The following is a 17,338-nucleotide window of genomic DNA, read 5'->3' on the forward strand; positions in this document are numbered from 1 at the left end:
GCCACCCCAATAGCCCCATCTGTTAGTCGAGAGTGCCCCGCGTGGAACCTGAAGTCAGTCGAGTTCATCTCAGTCATGATCCACGCGCACTGCACGACGACCCGTTACTCGACGGGTTGTTGGCGCTCTGCGCCCTGCATCAAAAACCGGCCAGTGCGGCCATGCTCACCACCGGCCTGCCGCTGCCTTCGCAACGCTTGAGTGCCGAACTGCTACCACGTGCCGCTGCGCGGGCCGGGTTGCAAGGCCGGCTGCTGCAACGCAAGTTGGAACAGATCCCGACCATTGCACTGCCGGCACTGCTGTTGCTCAAGGACGGTCGCAGTACCGTGCTGGTGGGCTGGGAGGGCGAAGATGAAGCGCGGATCCTGCTCAGCGAAAGCGACGGCGGTGAAGTGCTGATCAAGCGCGAAGCACTGGCCGACGACTATATCGGCAAAGTCTTCTTTGCACAGCCGCAGCACAAGTTCGACGTCAACCACGGCAGCCTGATTCCGCGGGCGCGCTCGTGGTTCCGTGACACCCTCATGCGTTCACGCTGGCTCTACACCGACGCCATCGCCGCCAGCTTCCTGATCAACATCATCGCCATGGCCGCACCGCTGTTCGTGATGAACGTGTACGACCGCGTCGTGCCGAACCAGGCCACCGCCACCCTGTGGGTGCTGGCCGTGGGCATCTGCGGTGCCTACCTGTTCGACCTGATCCTCAAAAGCCTGCGCAGCCTGTGCCTGGACCTGGCCGGTAAAAAGACCGACCTGATCATCTCGGCCACGCTGTTCGAGCGCATCGTCGGCATGTCCATGAAATACCGCCCGGCGCGGGTCGGCAGCTTCGCGCAGAACATCCACGAGTTTCAAAGCCTGCGCGACTTCCTCGCGTCGCTGACCCTCACCAGCCTGATCGACCTGCCGTTTACGCTGCTGATCTTCCTGGTCATCGCCATTCTCGGCGGGCACCTGGTGTGGATCCCGGTGCTGGCGTTCCCGCTGGCCCTGGGCATCGGCTATGCCTTGCAGAAGCCCCTGGTCGCGACCATGGAACGCACCATGGCGCTGGCCGCCGAGCGCCAGTCGAGCCTGATCGAAACCCTCGCCGGGCTTGATGCGGTCAAGGTCAACAATGCCGAGAGCGAGCGTCAGTACGGCTGGGAACAGACCATCGGTACCCTGAGCCGGCTTGAGCTGCGGGTGAAGTTGCTGTCGGGCCTGTCGATGAACATGACCCTGCTGATCCAGCAACTGGCTGGCGTGATCATGATTGTGTTCGGCGTGTACCAGATCATCGACGGTAACCTCAGCATGGGCGGCCTGATTGCCTGCTACATGCTCAGTGGCCGTGCCTTGAGCCCGCTGGCCTCGCTGTCGGGCCTGCTGACGCGCTATCAGCAAGCCAAGGTCACCATGACCTCGGTGGACCAAATGATGGAGCTGCCCCAGGAGCGCAACTTCGAAGAGCGCCCCATGAGCCGGCGCACCCTGCAAGGCGCCATCGAGTGCCGGGGCCTGAACTTCACTTACCCGAACCAGCAGAACCTGGCGCTGAAAAACATCAACCTGGTGATCAAACCAGGGGAAAAAATCGGCATCATCGGCCGCAGTGGCTCGGGCAAAAGCTCCCTGGCCAAGCTGATCGTCGGCCTTTACCAACCCGACTCCGGCTCCTTGCTGGTGGACGGCGTGGACGTGCGCCAGATCGACGTGAGCGAACTGCGCCACAACATCGGCTATGTCGCCCAAGACATACAATTGCTGGCCGGCACCCTGCGCGACAACCTGGTCAGCGGTGCGCGCTACGTCGAGGATGAAATGGTTTTGCAAGCTGCCGAACTGGCCGGCGTGCACGAATTTGCCCGCCTGCATCCCCAAGGCTACGAGCTGCAAGTCGGCGAGCGTGGGCAGAACCTGTCCGGCGGCCAGCGTCAGAACGTCGCCCTGGCCCGTGCGCTGCTGCTCAACCCGCCCATGCTGCTGCTGGACGAACCCACCAGCGCCATGGACAACACCGGTGAAGAACGCTTGAAGCAACGCCTGCAAGCCGTGGTGCAAAACAAGACCGTGGTGCTGGTCACGCACCGAGCCTCACTGCTCTCCCTGGTTGATCGCCTGCTGGTGGTCGACCGTGGGCAGATTCTCGCGGACGGCCCGAAAGCCGTGGTCATGGAAGCGTTGAAGAAGGGGCAGATCAGTGTTGCTTAACTCCATCAAGAGTGCGGTCGGCCGCTACTTCAAAGGCTCCGATTCGCTGCAGGGCCAGCCGCTGCCCGAGGTCAACAAGGCGCTGATCGAAGATGCGCCACGGGTCATCCGCCTGACCATCTGGGCAATCATCGCGTTCTTTGTATTTCTGGTGGTGTGGGCCGGTTTCTCCCAGATCGACGAAGTGACCCGTGGCGACGGCAAGGCGATTCCGTCGTCCAAGTTGCAGAAAATCCAGAACCTGGAGGGCGGTATCGTCGCCGAGCTGTACGTCAAGGAAGGCCAGATCGTAGAGGCCGGCGCGCCGTTGATTCGTCTCGACGACACGCGGTTTGTCTCCAACGCCGGGGAAACCGAAGCCCTGCGCCTGGCCATGCAACTGCGCGTCGAGCGTTTGAGCGCGCAGGTGGATGACCGCCCGCTGAACATCCCTGACGAGGTGCTCAAGGCCGCGCCGAGCCAGGCCGCCAACGAGCGCTCCTTGTATGAAAGCCGCCGCCAGCAGTTGAAAGACGAAGTCGGCGGCTTGCAGGAGCAACTCGTACAGCGCCAACAGGAACTGCGCGAGTTCACCTCCAAGCAGGGCCAATACCGCAGCCAGTTGTCCCTGCAACGCCAGGAAATCAACATGTCCGAGCCGCTGGTGGCTCAGGGCGCGGTGTCGCCGGTAGAAGTGCTGCGCCTCAAGCGCGCCGAAATGGAAACCCGCGGGCAGTTGGACGCCACCACCCTGGCGATCCCGCGTGCTGAATCGGCGATCAAGGAAGTGCAACGCAAAATCGATGAAACCCGCGGCAAATTCCGCAGCGAAGCCCTGACCCAACTCAACGAAGCCCGTACTGAACTGAACAAGGCCGAGTCCACCGGCCGCGCGTTGGAAGACCGGGTCAGCCGCACCCTGGTCACCTCGCCAGTACGCGGGATCGTCAAGCAGTTGCTGGTCAACACCGTTGGCGGTGTGATCCAGCCGGGCAGCGACATGGTCGAAATCGTGCCGCTGGACGACACCCTGCTGGTAGAAGCCAAGATCCGCCCGCAAGACATCGCCTTCCTGCACCCAGGGCAAGAAGCGGTGGTCAAGTTCACCGCTTACGACTACACGGTCTACGGTGGCCTGAAGGCCAAACTCGAACGCATCGGCGCCGACACCATCACTGATGAAGACAAAAAAACCACCTACTACATGATTACTCTGCGCACCGACCGCAGCCACTTGGGCAGCGATGAGAAGCCGTTGCTGATCATCCCCGGCATGGTCGCTTCGGTGGATATCATCACCGGCAAGAAAAGCATCCTCAGTTACTTGCTCAAGCCGATCATCAAGGCGCGGGCCGAGGCGTTGCACGAGCGTTGATTTTCAGCGCCTGTACCGACCTCATCGCAGGCAAGCCAGCTCCCACATTTGAATGTGTTCACCAATCAAAATGTGGGAGGGGGCTTGCCCCCGATGCGGCCGCCAGCATCACGCTACAGCTCAGACCAAACGCCATATCCATATGCGCTAACGGTATTTAAGCTTCCATCCTTATGCCTATAAATTCACTCCCCTGTCCGCCGGGAATGAATCAAATGTCTGCCACCACCGCCCTCCAAACCTTCGACATCCACCCGTTCCCCGGCAGTGTCGGCGCCGAGATCATCGGCCTGGACTTATCCCGTCCAGTCAACGAGCAAGACTTCGCCCGCATTCATCGCGCACACCTGGACCACCACGTCATCGTGTTCCGCGACCAACGCATCACCCCCGAACAACAGATCGCCTTCAGCCGCCGTTTCGGCGTGTTGCAGATCCATGTGCTCAAACAGTTCCTGTTGGCCAACCACCCCGAGATCCTGATCGTCTCCAACATCATCGAGAACGGCCAATCCATCGGCCTGGGGGATGCGGGCAAGTTCTGGCATTCGGACCTGTCGTACAAAGAACTGCCCAGCCTGGGTTCGATGCTGCATGCCCAGGAACTGCCATCTGAAGGCGGCGACACTCTGTTCGCCGATATGCACAAAGCCTGGGAGCAGCTGCCAAGCCACCTGCGCAACGCCATCGAAGGCCGCAGCGCCGCGCATTCCTACACGGCGCGCTACAGCGAGACCAAATTCGAAGGCAACTGGCGCCCAACCCTCACCCCGGAACAGCTCGCCCAGGTTGCCGAAGTGGTGCACCCCGTTGTGCGTACCCACCCGGAAAACGGCCGTAAGGTGCTGTTCGTCAGCGAGGGCTTCACCACCCGTATCGTCGGCTTGCCCGATGACGAAAGCCGTGACCTGCTGGCCCAGCTCTACGCCCACAGCGTGCTGCCGGAAAACATCTACCGTCATCAGTGGCAGCCCCACGACCTGGTGTTCTGGGACAACCGCTCGCTGATCCACCTGGCCGCCGGGTGCCCAAGCCACCTGCGCCGCAAGTTGTACCGCACCACCATTCAGGGTGATGCGCCTTTCTAACCCGATAAAGCCTGCTAGGATTGCGCCCAGTTCACTCCCAACGGACCACGAGTGCTTGGCATGCAACTACCGGACATGAACCTGCTGGTCGCCCTCGACGCGTTGCTCGACGAGGGCAGTGTGGTGGGCGCCGCGCGGCGGATGAACCTTAGCCCGGCCGCCATGAGCCGCACCCTCACGCGTATCCGTGAAGCGGTCGGAGACCCGATCCTGGTGCGTGCCGGCCGTGGCCTGGTGCCGACGCCCAAGGCGCTCGAGCTGCAAGGCCAGGTGCGCAATGTGGTGGAGCAGGCTGCGTTGCTGTTCCGTTCGGCGGACCAAGTCGATTTGAGCACCTTGCGCCGCCGCTTCAGCGTGCGCGCCAATGACTTTTTCATCGGCGTGTATGGCGGGCGACTGTTCGACACCATGGAGCGTGTGGCGCCGTTGTGTGAGCTGCGCTTTGTGCCCGAAGGCGACACTGACGATGAAGCCCTGCGGGAAGGGCGGTTGGACTTGCGGGTGAGCAACACCATGCCTGCCAGCCCGGAAGTGAAGGTGCAGAACCTGTTCTCCACCACCTTTGTCGGCCTGGCACGACAAGATCACCCGCTGTTCGACGAAGAAATCACGGCGGCACGCTTTGCCAGCTACTCCCACATCAGCATCTCCCGGCGCGGCATCGCCCGTGGGCCCATCGATACCGCGTTGAATGCCCAAGGCCTGGAGCGCCGTGTGGCCATGATCGCCCCAGGCTTTCACGGTGCGATGTTCATGCTGCCCGATTCCGACCTGCTGTTGCCGGTACCCAAGGAAGCCCTCCTGAGCGCCAAGCGTCTGAACCTGCCACTGCGCGCATTTGCCTTGCCGATTCCACTGCAAACCCTGGTCCTGGCCCAATCCTGGCACCCACGCTTCGACAAAGACCCGGCCCATAAGTGGCTGCGCGAAACCATGCGCGAGAGCTGTCATGCCACCTGGCTAGAAGCCCAGCCGGTATAAAGCGAACGCGGATGAATGTGGGAGCTGGCTTGCCTGCGAAGGCGGGGTGTCAGTCACTGAATCTGTTACTGAACTGGCGCTATCGCAGGCAAGCCAGCTCCCACAGGGTTCAGTGTTGATGTTCAAAGTTGCGTCTGACGCACTTATAACCTGCCAACAAGTAACTTTTTGTCATGAGAGTGCCCGATTAAACTGCTCAGGTATTTCTCATTCCGAGTCACCTGTTCATGACGTCCCTCGCTGCCCCCGTCCTCCAGGCCGCAGCCAAACCTACGGCTCTGAGCCCACCCGTATTCGGCCCGCGCATCATCATCGGCTTGCTCGGCGTATTGCTGGCGGTACTGGTTTCCGGTCTCAACGAGATGGTCACCAAGGTTGCTCTCGCCGATATCCGTGGCGCGCTGTACATCGGCTTTGATGAAGGCACGTGGCTGGTCGCCGCCTACACCGCCACCTCCGTGGCAGCCATGGCCTTCGCGCCGTGGTGTTCGGTGACGTTTTCCCTGCGCCGTTTCACGCTGTGCGCCATCGGTTTGTTCACCGTGCTGGGCATCCTCTGCCCGTTCGCGCCGAACTACGAAAGCCTGCTGCTGCTGCGTACCGTGCAAGGCCTGGCCGGTGGCGCGCTGCCGCCGATGCTGATGACCGTGGCGCTGCGTTTTTTGCCGGCCAACGTCAAGTTGTACGGGTTGGCCGGTTACGCACTGACCGCCACCTTCGGCCCCAGCCTGGGCACGCCGCTGGCTGCGTTGTGGACCGAATACGTCGGCTGGCAGTGGGCGTTCTGGCAGATCGTCGCGCCGTGCCTGCTGGCCATGGCGGCCGTGGCCTACGGTTTGCCACAAGACCCGCTGCGCCTGGAGCGCTTCAAGCAGTTCAACTGGCGTGGCCTGCTGTTGGGCTTTCCGGCGATTTGCATGCTGGTGATCGGCCTGTTGCAGGGCAATCGCCTGGACTGGTTCGAATCGGGCCTGATTACCTTCCTGCTGTGTGGCGGCACAGTGTTGCTGGTGCTGTTCATGCTCAACGAATGGTCACAACCGCTGCCCTTCTTCAACCTGCAGATGCTCGGCCTGCGCAACCTGGCCTTCGCCCTGATCGTGCTGGCCGGCGTGCTGATGGTGCTGACCTCGGTGATCATCATTCCGTCGAGTTTCCTCGCCCAGGTCCAGGGTTACCGGCCGCTGCAAACTGCGCCGGTGATGCTGCTGATGGCGCTGCCACAGTTGATTGCGCTGCCGCTGGTGGCGGCGCTGTGCAACCTGCGCTGGGTCGATTGCCGCTGGGTGCTGGGCATTGGCCTGAGCATGTTGGTGCTGTGCTGCATCGGCAGTTCTCACCTGACTTCGGCGTGGATTCGTGACGACTTTTACGGCTGGTACCTGCTGCAGATTTTCGGTCAGCCGATGGCCGTGTTGCCTCTGCTGATGCTGTCCACCGGCAGTATCCAACCCATCGAAGGGCCGTTTGCCTCGGCCTGGTTCAACACCGTCAAGGGCCTGGCCGCTGTGATCGCCACTGCGGTGCTGGATACATTGACCACCCAGCGCGGGCATTTCCATTCAACCATGTTGGTGGACCGCCTGGGCAATTCGCCCCTGGCCGACGCTGACGCGCCGGGCCTCGCCCACCGCTTGCACGAGCAGACCGTGGTGCTGACCTCTTCGGATCTTTACGTCGTCATGGCCGGTGTCGCGGTGGCGTTGATCCTGCTGATTTTCTGGATGCCCACGCGGATCTATCCGCCTCGCGCTCCGGCCTGACCACAAGGACTTTCCATGAAACGCAAAGACAAAATTGCCGTCTCCGTTATTGCTGTATTTGCTATCGGCGTGTTGTTTTACCTGGTTGCGCCGGGCGTACTGGGCAGCAAGCACCAGACCACCAACGACGCCTTTGTCGCCGCCGACTTCACTCTGGTGGCGCCGCGGGTGGCAGGCTTCATCAAGGAAGTGCTGGTAGAGGACAACCAGCGCGTCAAGGCTGGCCAACTGTTGGCGTTGATCGACGACCGCGATTTTCGCGCCGCCGCCCAGGCCGCCGATGCCGACACCCTGGTCGCCCAGGCCCAGCTGAAAAACGCCAGCGCGACCCTGGAGCGCCAAAGCTCGGTGATCGCTCAGGCCCAAGCCACCGTGGCAGCAGATCGCGCAGAAGTGGCGTTTGCCGAGCATGAACTGAATCGCTACAACCACCTCGCCGGCGTCGGTGCGGGCACCGTGCAGAACGCCCAGCAAGCCAAGACGCGCATCGACCAGGCTACCGCGCGCCTGGCCAAATCCACCGCCGTGCTGGCCGCCGAACGCAAGCAGGTGGAAATCCTCACCGCCCAGCGCGACGCCGCCGAAGGTGGGCTCAAACGCGCCCAGGCCGCGCTGGAAATGGCCAGTTATCAGCTGTCTTACACGCGCATTGTCGCACCGGTGGATGGCATGGTCGGTGAGCGTGCGGTGCGGGTCGGCGCCTATGTGACACCGGGCAGCAAGATCCTCGCGGTGGTGCCACTGGCCGAAGCCTACGTGGTGGCCAATTTCCAAGAGACCCAACTGTCGCATATGCACGCGGGGCAAGCGGTGCAAGTCAGCGTCGACAGCCTTGACGGCGAACTGCTCAAAGGCCATCTGGAAAGCCTGGCGCCTGCCACCGGAGTGACCTTCGCCTCGGTCAAGCCCGACAACGCCACCGGCAACTTCACCAAGGTGGTGCAGCGTATTCCGGTGAAGATCGTCCTCGAACCGAACCAGCCACTGACCGAGCGCTTACGCGTCGGCATGTCGGTGGAAGCCAGCGTCGATACGCGGCCGGTCGCGCAACAGCGTGAGGTGGCCCAGCAATGAAACATGTTGCCTGGCTCACCTTGAGCCTGATCAGCCTGAGTGCCTGCACGGTCGGTCCCGACTTCCAGCGGCCCGAGAGCCCGCAGATCAATCAATGGAGCGAGCCCCAGGGCCGCCAGGCCGCCAGCCGCGCCACCAGCGACCCTTTGCAGGAGCGCTGGTGGGATGTGTTCCACGATGCGCAGCTCTCGGCCCTTACGCGTCGCGCCCTCAGCGATAACCTCGACCTGAAACTGGCCAGCAGCCGCCTGCAACAAAGCCGCGCTATCCGCCAGGTGACCACGGCCGAGCGCTACCCCAACGTTGATGTCGGCGGCGCTTACCAGCGTAAGCGCAACAGCGGCAAAGGCTTGAACGACCCTTCCGGCGAGAATGGCCGCGCAGCCTTCAACCAATGGGACATGGGCTTCTCCGCTTCTTGGGAGCTGGACTTCTGGGGCCGGGTCAAGCGCGAAACCGAAGCCGCCGACGCCACCCTGGAAGTCGCCGAAAACGACCGTCGCACCGTGTTGTTGTCGGTACTGGCCGAGACCGCCCAGGACTACATCCAACTGCGCGGCGTACAAAATACCCGCGCCGTGACCGAGCAAAACCTCGACGTCGCTCGCCACAGCCTCAAGCTCTCGCAACTGCGTCTGGCCGACGGCGTCGCGACCGACCTGGACGTGGCCGAAGCCGCCGCTCAAGTCGCGGCTATCGAGGCGCGCCTGCCGGACTTACAACAGCGCCAGGACCAGTTGATCAACGCCCTGAGCCTGCTGATGGGCGAGCCACCCCAGGCGCTGTACGCGCAGCTGTCCAAAGACGCCCCTGTGCCGCAAACACAGCAACAGGTGGCGATCGGCCTACCATCGGAACTCGCCGAACGCCGGCCCGACATCCGCCAGGCCGAAGCGCGCCTGCACGCAGCCACGGCCAGCATCGGCGTGGCCAAGGGCGACTTTTACCCACGTATCACCCTGTCCGGCAGCCTGGGTTCCCAAGCCATGCAGCTCTCGGATTTCGGTTCCTGGGGTTCCCGTGCCTTTGCCTTCGGCCCGCAATTGAGCCTGCCGCTGTTCAACGGCGGGCGCCTGCAAGGCATGGTGGATTTACGCGAAGCCCAGCAACAGGAAGCGGCCCTGGCCTACCAGCAAACCGTGCTGCGTGCCTGGCATGAAATCGATGACCAGCTGACCCGCTACAACGCCAGCCAATTGCGTCGCGACAGCCTGGCCGAAGCGGTGCGCCAGAACCAGATCGCCCTCACCACCGCCCAACACCAGTACGTCGAAGGCGTGGCGGATTTCGTCAACGTGCTCACGGTGCAAAGCGCATTGCTGGCGACTCAGGAGCAGTGGGTGGAAAGCTCCACCGGCGTGTCGTTGGCCATGGTCGGGCTGTACAAAGCGTTGGGAGGAGGGTGGGAGTCGGTGTATCCGTTGCAAGTCGCTCAGTAATGAGGGTGCGCTTTGTTGCGGCCCGAGATCCTTGATCCTAAGTGAGGTCGGCTGCAAACCGGGTACACACATTGGAAAGCATGCGCACATCGGCACCGCTACAGCCTGTCGCTTCGAAAAAGCCGGAGGCTTCTCGCACCACAGCATAAATATCAGTGACGATGGATCTTGCTTCATCCATTCCCAACCCAAAGCGCTCGGGGGTACTGAGCAAATTGCTGATCGACGATACCCTGCCCTCATTCCCGATGATAAGTGCCTGCAAGCCTAGCTGAGTCGGGTGGGGCAACACGTCAAATACTGGCGCAAGGGAGTAGCCCGAGGCGCTGGTCAGCAGCAGCCCGGTTTGTTTCAGGTGGTCGTCGCTATTGCCGATGAGCACATTGAAGGCCATGCGCTTGTAAAGCTCACGCATATCAAACGTTGCATCGTCGCTGACCTTCTTCAAAACGTCTGCGATCCTGTAATAGGAAACGGCACTTTCAACCGCGTCGACGCGGGTCAACCGCAAATGCGTCGGGCCGCGCGAGCCAACCGTTGGCGTAGCGAAAAACGAATCCATTCCCATGCATCGCCACTTCGCCAACAGGGACCGGGTCACCGACTAAGTGAGCTGAAAAAACAAAGGCATTACCAATCGGCTTCCAGGACATCGTGTTCTCCTTCAGTGCGAATGCGCTCAGGCTCACGGGCGAGGCTCATGGTAATCCCAACCTGGTCAAGCTCTGGTGACGCGATGCTCGCCATGCCTTCTTCCAGGTCCATCGCGCTCAGCACATTCATCAGCACGCCGAGGGATACGCCGGCCTCGCCCTGCCTCAGCCGCTGATACGTCTGCCGCGTAATGCCCGCGCGGCTGCATATGGTGGAGATTTTCAACCGGCGACGAATGCGGGCTATTTCGATACCGTTCCCGATACCTCTCATCAGCTCAGCGCTTCTCTCTGAGATGTACCCTTTGTGCGGGTAGGGCTTCGCTGTTTCTTGCATGATATATCACTCTTTAAAGCAATAAAGGTAACTTATATCATCCAAGCCTCTAAGGCCACCTGCAAAAAACCGGCTCGAGGCCGGTTTTTTGCAGGATTGGAAGATCAAAGGTTTTGCAAAAACACCACATACCCCCGAAACCACTCATTGGCCCCCAGATACCCCGGCTCTTGCCACTCCCCGCCCTGAATCAAGCCAATCTTGAACGGCACGCCGAGCCGATTCATCCGCGGCAAATACGCGGCATAGTCAGGGATGCTGTGCCGCCCCTGATACGTCTGCACCACCACTTCATCCACTACACCCTTGAGCTGGGCGATGGCGGCCGGGTCGGCGTTGCTGCTCCAGTCCATCAGGCCGGTGATGCTCAGGCGCAGGTCGGCGGGCAGGCGTTGGCGCAGGTCGCGCAGGAAGTGGGCGTACTCATGCAGGTATTGGGTGCGAGCATCGAAGTCGATCTGGATGCCGATCACCGGGTTACCCGCGTCGCGCCAGCGTTGCACCTGGCCCAGCACCTGGGTGTAGACCCGTTCCGGCCAGCGCAGGGTGTGGGCGCGGTACACCACCCAGACGTGGCCTTGAGTAATGCGCGGCACGCTCATGCCCTGGGCGATCAGTTGTACACCGCGCTGGGGTGCGCGGCGCGTGGCGTTGATCTGGCCTTGCAGGATGTACAGGGTTTTTGCCTGCTTGATCACCGGCTGAGGCTCGACGCCACTCCACAGCCAGAAGGCGTCATAGTCGCGGGCGTCGACGGCGCCAAAAGCCGGGCTTGCCAGCAACAGCAAGCCTAGCCACAGCGACCTCACCAGTAGTACTGCAGCGATTTGCCCCATTGGGTATCGGCAAAACCGCTCTTGAGTTGGCGGAACCAGGCTTTGCGCACCGCTGGCGCAACGTCTTCGCCGCCGCAGCTGTTGTAGCCGGCCGGCGCGTAGCAGTTGATGGCGCGGAACAACGCATAGGCCTTGTCGGTTTTCGGCGCCTTGGCGTTGGCGATCACCTGTTTGTAGCCGTCCAGGCGCGAGAAGGTTTCACCCTTGAAGTCCGAGTCGGTACTGCCCAGGCTGCCGGCGGCGCGGGGTTGTTCCAACGGCATGCCGTCCAGGCCGTTGCGCAGGATGAATTCCCCGAAGCAGTTCAACGCATGCGGGTTTTTGGCCTCGTTCTGCAAGGTCGCCGCGGTTTGCGCGATGCTTGGGCACGCGTACCCAGATTCGGCCTTGTCGCCGTTCCATTGGAACAGCTTCAAGGTCTGGCCGCTGGTATAGGTGTAGCCCAGGCTGGTGCCGAGTTTGTCGTCAGAGAGCGAGGCCTGCTTGAGGTCATCGGCGAAGGTGGCGTACTGGCCGCGCAGCAGGTCTTTGTAGAGGAGCACGAATTGCGCGCTCTGGCGCTCGATCGGGTCGCTGGCGTTGGCGATCTGCTGGCGTAGCAGGTCGGGGCCGGCGACGTTGCGCAGCAGGATGTAGCGCACTTGCTTGGCGCTGATCGGTGAGTCGGCGGCGAACACCTTGGCCAGTTGGCCGCTGCGCTCGTAGTTCATGGCCAATGCCAGCTCCAACTGGTCACGTTGCAGCGGTTGCTTGGCCAGCGGCAGCAGTTGCAGCCACAGGGCTTCGGCGCCTTTCCAGTCCTGCTTGGCCTCCAGGGCGAGGGCGCGCAGGGTCTGTTGGCTGAAGGCGAAGTAATCCAGGCTCGATGGTACATCCGCAGGCAGGTGCTTCAAGGCCGTGTCGGGTTGGTGCTCGACGTACAGGGCATAGCTGGCTTGCAGGAAGTCAAACAGCGCCGGCTCAGTGGCGAAGGTGCTCTTTTGCTTATCCAGGTCTTCGCGGCTCAACAGCGGCGGGGTGTGGGCGCGCATCGCCATCAGGTCGCTGACCACTTGCAGCATCGGGCTGTTCGCTGCTTGGTTGCCGACCATCAGCAACTTGAGGTCGGCCTCTTCCACCAACTCATCGACGCTGACATTACGCTGGGCGTCGGTGGCCTCGGTAAATTGCCAGGTGAAGTCTTCGGCAAGCTTGGCGTCGTCGTTCGCCAGCCAGTGCACACGGCGCAAGAGCCCGCGGGCGGAGGCGACGTAATCGCCCTGTGGGTAAGTTTTCAGGTAACCGAGAAAGCCTTGCTCGGCATCGCTCAGGGCCGACTTATCCACATGCTCGCGTTGCGGCATGCCGTATTCATCGAAGGCTTCGGCCTGGGCCTGATTCAGCGACGTACGCGCAGTCATGTACAGTGCCGTTTCCTTCAGCCACGGCACATCGCTGGTGGTGGCGGCGGCGAACCCGCGCTCGGCGTAATCGAAGCGCCCGCTGTAGAAATCGCCGGCGGCCTGCAAGTAGGTGCGAAACAACTGGGCGTTGGCCGAGGGGGTCAACTGCGCGTCCACGACCTGGCGGCTCCAGTCACAGGTGGTCAGCAGCTGCAGGCGTGCTTTTACCAACACATCGCGCTCGGCGGGCGGCATCTGGGCTTTGATCACCTGGCTGATAAACGCCGCGGCGCTGTCATCGTCATTGCTGCGGCAACGGCTGCCTTCGCCATTCAGGAAGGCCTGGCCTGCGGTCTTGTACTCCTCGCGCTTGATGCCCAGGGGCTGGAGCAGCGTGTCGAGTTCGGCTGTGCGTGAATCGTCAGCCTTGTTGTCAGGCTCCTCATTCGTGGCCGGAGCCGGCACCAGGCGGTACACCGGAAACGGCACCGGGCCGAACCCTTGCGCCAAATCGTCTTCGCCTAAGGCATTGGGGGCCAGGGGCGCTGCTTTTTTGTCGGCCAGCAACAGGCGCAGGTTCACTCGGCTGTCGTTGCCAGGGCTGAGAAACGGCTGGTTGCTGCACGGCTCGTAGCTGTCACGCGATACCCGCCAGTCGGGGTAGCACGAGTCGTCAGAACTGGCCTGGGCCGGTAGGGAAAAACCGGCCAGCAGGGCCAGGGCCAGAGGTGACAGCAAACCGATGCGCATAACGTTTCCTTGATCCTGAGTCCTTGGAGAAGGGGCAATAATAGCCTGATCCGGCGCGTGCTTCGGTGAAGGCCTACACAAATTGCGGATTTGTCCGATTCCAGCGGCGAGGCCAGGGCTTTTGGCCTAGAGTGGCGGTGTTTGCGCATGCGCAGTGTTTGTCCTGTAAGAGGGCAGTAGTAGCGGAGTCGATATGCGTCGGTCTGTGGTAGAGCAACACGAAAAAGTCGGGGCATTGCCTGCCTTTCATCGCTTGAGCTGGGAAGGTGCCGGCTGGCTCAGCCGCCTGTGGTGGGTGCCGATCCTGGCGCTGGCCATGGCCCTGCGGTTTTACCACCTCACCTCGGCGGCGATCTGGGGCGACGAAGGCTCCAGCCTGTTGCTCAGCGAATACGCCCTGGCCGACCTGTGGTTTCACGCGGCCCATGATGTGCACCCGCCGCTGTACTTCTTGCTGCTGCGCGGTTGGATTGAGGTGTTCGGCGACAGCATCGGCTCGATTCGCAGCCTGAGTGCGATCCCCGGTATTGCCGTAGTGGGTCTGGGCGTCTGGCTGACACGGCAACTGTCCACCCGACGCGCAGCCGTGCTGGCGGGGATCCTGTTGGCGCTGCTGCCGACGGCGGTGCGCTACAGTCAGGAAGTGCGCATGTATTCGCTGCTCGGCGTGTGGCTACTGGGCGCCACGCTGGCGCTGGTGTACTGGGTGAGGCAGCCCGAACGCGCGCGCTATTTGGCTGTGTATGTGTTGCTGATGAGCGCCGGGTTCTATACCCACTACTTCACTGCGCTGTGCGTGCTGGTGCATTGGGCGTACCTGGGGTTGCAGGCGCCGGGTCAGCGCTTGATCACGCGACCTGCCTGGTGGGTCGCCAACGTGGCGATAGTGTTGCTGTATCTACCCTGGCTGCCCAACCTGCTGGACCTGGTGCAGCACGTCGAACAGCTCAAAGTCGGCGGCGACATTGGTTGGGAAGAGCCGGTCAATCTGCTGTCGCTACCGTCGATGGTGTGGCAGTTCTTGCTGCAGGATGACGGTCTCGGCCTGTGGCCGCCGCTGTTCTGGCTGTTACCCCTGCTGCTGGCCGTGGTGGTTGTATCGACGGCCTGGCGCAATAACGCGGCGCGCTTGCCGGCACTGTTTTGCCTGCTACCGCTGCTGCTGGTCTATGGTGTGTCCTTTATCTCGCCCGTGTTTATCGAGCGCTACCTCACGGTGTATGCGTTAGGCCTGCCGATAGTCCTGGCGCTTGCCATCGACCGTTTGCCGTCTCGTTTGTCCTGGCTGGGCGTGGCACTGTTCGCGCTGTTTGTTGGCGTAGAACTGCTGGGGTTAAAGAACAACTTCGAGGTGGATGAACACGACCAGTTCAACGTGCCGGTGGAGTTCGTCAATCGCAACTACCAGGAAGGCGACCGCATCGTCCTCAGCGACATGATGTGGTACCTCAGCTACGTGTATTACGACCAGACCGACGCGCAACTTCAGCTCTACACACCCCCCAAACCCGACGGGACTGCCACTCGCCCGAACGCCTATGGTTTCGGCACACTGGTGGACCAGGACGGTGGCCGCATCTATCTGGATCGCCTGTCAGCACTGCCTGCTCAAACGCGACGGGTATGGCTGATCAGCAGCAACGAAGCCCCGGATGAATTCGCGCCGCTGCCCACCAGTTGGCACGAACTCAGTCGCCAGGACGGCGGTGGCGCCAGGGCGCGGTTGTTCGTGCTATGCAACGCACCGGCGCCGCAACCTGAAGGCTGCCGCTAGACTCACTTCAACCTACTTATGAGGAGCCCTCCATGGAATCGCCAGTGCACAGCCTACCGGCTTTGTTCAAACAGCTTGGCTTGCCGCACGACCCGGTCAGTATCGAGCAATTTGTCGCCTCTCATTCGCCGCTCAAGCCGGAGTTGAAACTGGCGGATGCGTTTTTTTGGACGGATAGCCAGAGGGCATTTTTGCGTGAGGAGATTCTCGACGATGCGGATTGGGCGGTGGTGGTGGATGAGTTGAATCTGATCTTGCGGGGTGGACGAGGGGTGTAAAAAAATAGCTGCCACGCTGTAACTTGAAAAAATCTGGTGAGGGTTGAAAAAATTTGGTTTTGATCGCGCAAATTATTTTTTTTCTGAAAAAGCCCGCTATACGAAAAATATGCGAAACGTCCTATTTTTCATGGGGAAACGGACTATAGCCGCCGCAGACGATTTTTCTTATCAAAGGGATATCTCCTATTGATGAGTGGGTACGACATGCAAAAGCTGATTCCGCGCGGAAAACTACGGAGTTTTGACCCTTCGACGATTGAACTCATAAGCCCTTTTTCTGCGACGTCAATTGTTGAATTTCATCTTCCATTTACTTCTGGTTTGCTTGGGTTGTCTGAGCTTATTAAAGAGTGTGATGTAGGTTTGAACTCGTGTGTAACTTGGAAAGGCCGAAAAGCGATACTTGACAAGATTAATGGCGGAGAGTGGTTGCTTGTTTCAGAACGGACGGGGGCTTTGAATGACTTGTATGCACAGCGATGTATTCCAAGTGGGTTCTCTTCTGGCCGGTTTGTTAGCGAGGAGGAGGTAGGGCCGGGAAAATGGGCTTTTTTCAGCGTTGACTATGACGGAGTGAAGAACACCGCGATTATAGCCGCCAATCGCTTAGGATCTATGGGTGACCAAGGTCGAGTATTTGGTTCTGACGGCAAAGATTTAGCAAACACGGCCAGAACACTTATTCAGCAATGGGTGCCACTGAATGATTTCGAAGAGCACCGCATCGCCGACTCTGCCATACGTCGATATGGTGAGCTTCGGCACACTCCGCAACGGTTTCTGGAGGGCGAGGACAAGTGGCAGATTGGCGGGAAATCGTGGCACTGGCAGCCAGTCACGCCAGATGAGGCGTATGAAAAAAAGGAGGGGGCAAAATGAGCCATCGCAGAATTTGGCTATTTTGGGGAGCGATGGATGCGATTTATCTCATTTGGTATTCATCCAATAGTTTCTTAAACAATAGAATTCCGTATCTGAGTGATGTGATAAGTGCCTCAGATGTTTTGCGAGAGCACAGTGATGTGCAAATTGTCATGTTTATGGGGGCGTTGGTTTTACAGGCCTCAATTTTTGCATCCTGTGCCATGTTTTTTCTTCAGAAAAAATCAGTCATGTGGCTTGCCTTTTTCCAAACCCCCTTACGTCTTGTGCTCATTATCCCCTCCGTTTCGCTCCTGTTGATTGGCGCTCGAGTTTTCCCGCATTACAACGTACTGGCAATGGCTGGATTGATCGGTGCGTCGGAGATTTTAAAAGTCTGGAGCGTGTGGCGATGGAGCAAAAAATGCTGACGCTGACCTAATGTGGGAGATTCTATGGTTGAGGGGCAACCCTCAACCAACTTTTGGTTGATATTCGCTTTGCCCTTTCAGCAGAGCGAACACCACCCGAGCAAGCTTGCGGGCCAGTATTACCAACGCCTGTGTG

Annotated in this window: 15 protein-coding genes; 11 read left to right on the forward strand and 4 right to left on the reverse strand. The window is 60.6% G+C overall.

All coding sequences use genetic code 11. From position 1 onward, the window contains the following. Positions 1 to 41: 41 nt before the first annotated feature. From JJD66_RS23495 to JJD66_RS23525, 7 genes are all read left to right on the forward strand, one after another. A complete protein-coding gene (locus JJD66_RS23495) occupies positions 42 to 2,198 on the forward strand; it encodes a type I secretion system permease/ATPase (RefSeq protein WP_034125412.1) in 2,157 nt (718 codons plus the stop codon). After that, positions 2,188 to 3,552, forward strand: coding sequence for an HlyD family type I secretion periplasmic adaptor subunit (locus JJD66_RS23500; protein WP_200649160.1), 1,365 nt, complete (start codon positions 2,188 to 2,190; stop codon positions 3,550 to 3,552). Before JJD66_RS23495 ends, JJD66_RS23500 begins: the two co-directional genes overlap by 11 nt. Before the next feature lie 215 nt (positions 3,553 to 3,767). After that, complete coding sequence (locus JJD66_RS23505) at positions 3,768 to 4,640, forward strand: TauD/TfdA dioxygenase family protein (RefSeq protein ID WP_200649161.1); 873 nt, start codon at positions 3,768 to 3,770, stop codon at positions 4,638 to 4,640. Between the two features lie 60 nt (positions 4,641 to 4,700). Then, a complete protein-coding gene (locus JJD66_RS23510; protein WP_003187445.1) occupies positions 4,701 to 5,621 on the forward strand; it encodes a LysR family transcriptional regulator in 921 nt (306 codons plus the stop codon). Between the two features lie 227 nt (positions 5,622 to 5,848). Continuing rightward, positions 5,849 to 7,384, forward strand: a complete 1,536-nt coding sequence (locus JJD66_RS23515) for an MFS transporter (protein WP_054896854.1) — start codon at positions 5,849 to 5,851, stop codon at positions 7,382 to 7,384. A 15-nt stretch (positions 7,385 to 7,399) separates the two neighbouring features. Then, the gene (locus JJD66_RS23520) at positions 7,400 to 8,458 is read left to right on the forward strand and encodes an HlyD family secretion protein (protein WP_200649162.1); all 1,059 of its coding nucleotides are present in this window, start codon (positions 7,400 to 7,402) and stop codon (positions 8,456 to 8,458) included. After that, entirely contained in the window at positions 8,455 to 9,897 is a 1,443-nt protein-coding gene (locus tag JJD66_RS23525; protein ID WP_200649163.1) for an efflux transporter outer membrane subunit, read from the forward strand. Before JJD66_RS23520 ends, JJD66_RS23525 begins: the two co-directional genes overlap by 4 nt. A 37-nt stretch (positions 9,898 to 9,934) precedes the next feature. Here JJD66_RS23525 and JJD66_RS23530 read toward each other — a convergent pair whose 3' ends face one another. From JJD66_RS23530 to JJD66_RS23545, 4 genes are all read right to left on the reverse strand, one after another. Next, entirely contained in the window at positions 9,935 to 10,459 is a 525-nt protein-coding gene (locus JJD66_RS23530; RefSeq protein ID WP_234452309.1) for a HipA domain-containing protein, read from the reverse strand. Positions 10,460 to 10,527: 68 nt separating this feature from the next. After that, positions 10,528 to 10,887 carry a helix-turn-helix domain-containing protein gene (locus JJD66_RS23535; protein WP_014716379.1) on the reverse strand — a complete coding sequence of 120 codons (360 nt, stop codon included), beginning with the start codon at positions 10,885 to 10,887 and terminating at the stop codon, positions 10,528 to 10,530. 104 nt (positions 10,888 to 10,991) lie between these two features. Beyond that, positions 10,992 to 11,696, reverse strand: coding sequence for a DUF3142 domain-containing protein (locus JJD66_RS23540; RefSeq protein ID WP_200649164.1), 705 nt, complete (start codon positions 11,694 to 11,696; stop codon positions 10,992 to 10,994). After that, positions 11,693 to 13,855, reverse strand: coding sequence for an outer membrane assembly lipoprotein YfiO (locus JJD66_RS23545; RefSeq protein WP_200649165.1), 2,163 nt, complete (start codon positions 13,853 to 13,855; stop codon positions 11,693 to 11,695). The genes JJD66_RS23540 and JJD66_RS23545 overlap by 4 nt, the downstream gene beginning before the upstream one ends. A gap of 193 nt (positions 13,856 to 14,048) precedes the next feature. Between JJD66_RS23545 and JJD66_RS23550 the strand changes: the two genes are divergently transcribed. The 4 genes from JJD66_RS23550 (at position 14,049) to JJD66_RS23565 (ending at position 17,202) form a co-directional block, all read left to right on the forward strand. Beyond that, complete coding sequence (locus tag JJD66_RS23550) at positions 14,049 to 15,629, forward strand: glycosyltransferase family 39 protein (RefSeq protein ID WP_200649166.1); 1,581 nt, start codon at positions 14,049 to 14,051, stop codon at positions 15,627 to 15,629. A 32-nt stretch (positions 15,630 to 15,661) separates the two neighbouring features. Continuing rightward, positions 15,662 to 15,907 (forward strand): DUF2789 domain-containing protein, encoded by a 246-nt coding sequence (locus tag JJD66_RS23555; RefSeq protein ID WP_200649167.1) that lies wholly within the window; start codon positions 15,662 to 15,664, stop codon positions 15,905 to 15,907. A gap of 207 nt (positions 15,908 to 16,114) precedes the next feature. Continuing rightward, positions 16,115 to 16,789, forward strand: a complete 675-nt coding sequence (locus tag JJD66_RS23560) for a hypothetical protein (protein WP_198716345.1) — start codon at positions 16,115 to 16,117, stop codon at positions 16,787 to 16,789. After that, positions 16,786 to 17,202: a hypothetical protein gene (locus JJD66_RS23565; protein WP_105225338.1), complete on the forward strand. Its 417-nt coding sequence runs from the start codon at positions 16,786 to 16,788 to the stop codon at positions 17,200 to 17,202. The genes JJD66_RS23560 and JJD66_RS23565 overlap by 4 nt, the downstream gene beginning before the upstream one ends. Positions 17,203 to 17,338 lie beyond the last annotated feature (136 nt).

The sequence above is a fragment of the Pseudomonas sp. MF6751 genome (genome assembly GCF_016613265.1).
Taxonomy (GTDB): domain Bacteria; phylum Pseudomonadota; class Gammaproteobacteria; order Pseudomonadales; family Pseudomonadaceae; genus Aquipseudomonas; species Aquipseudomonas fluorescens_BV.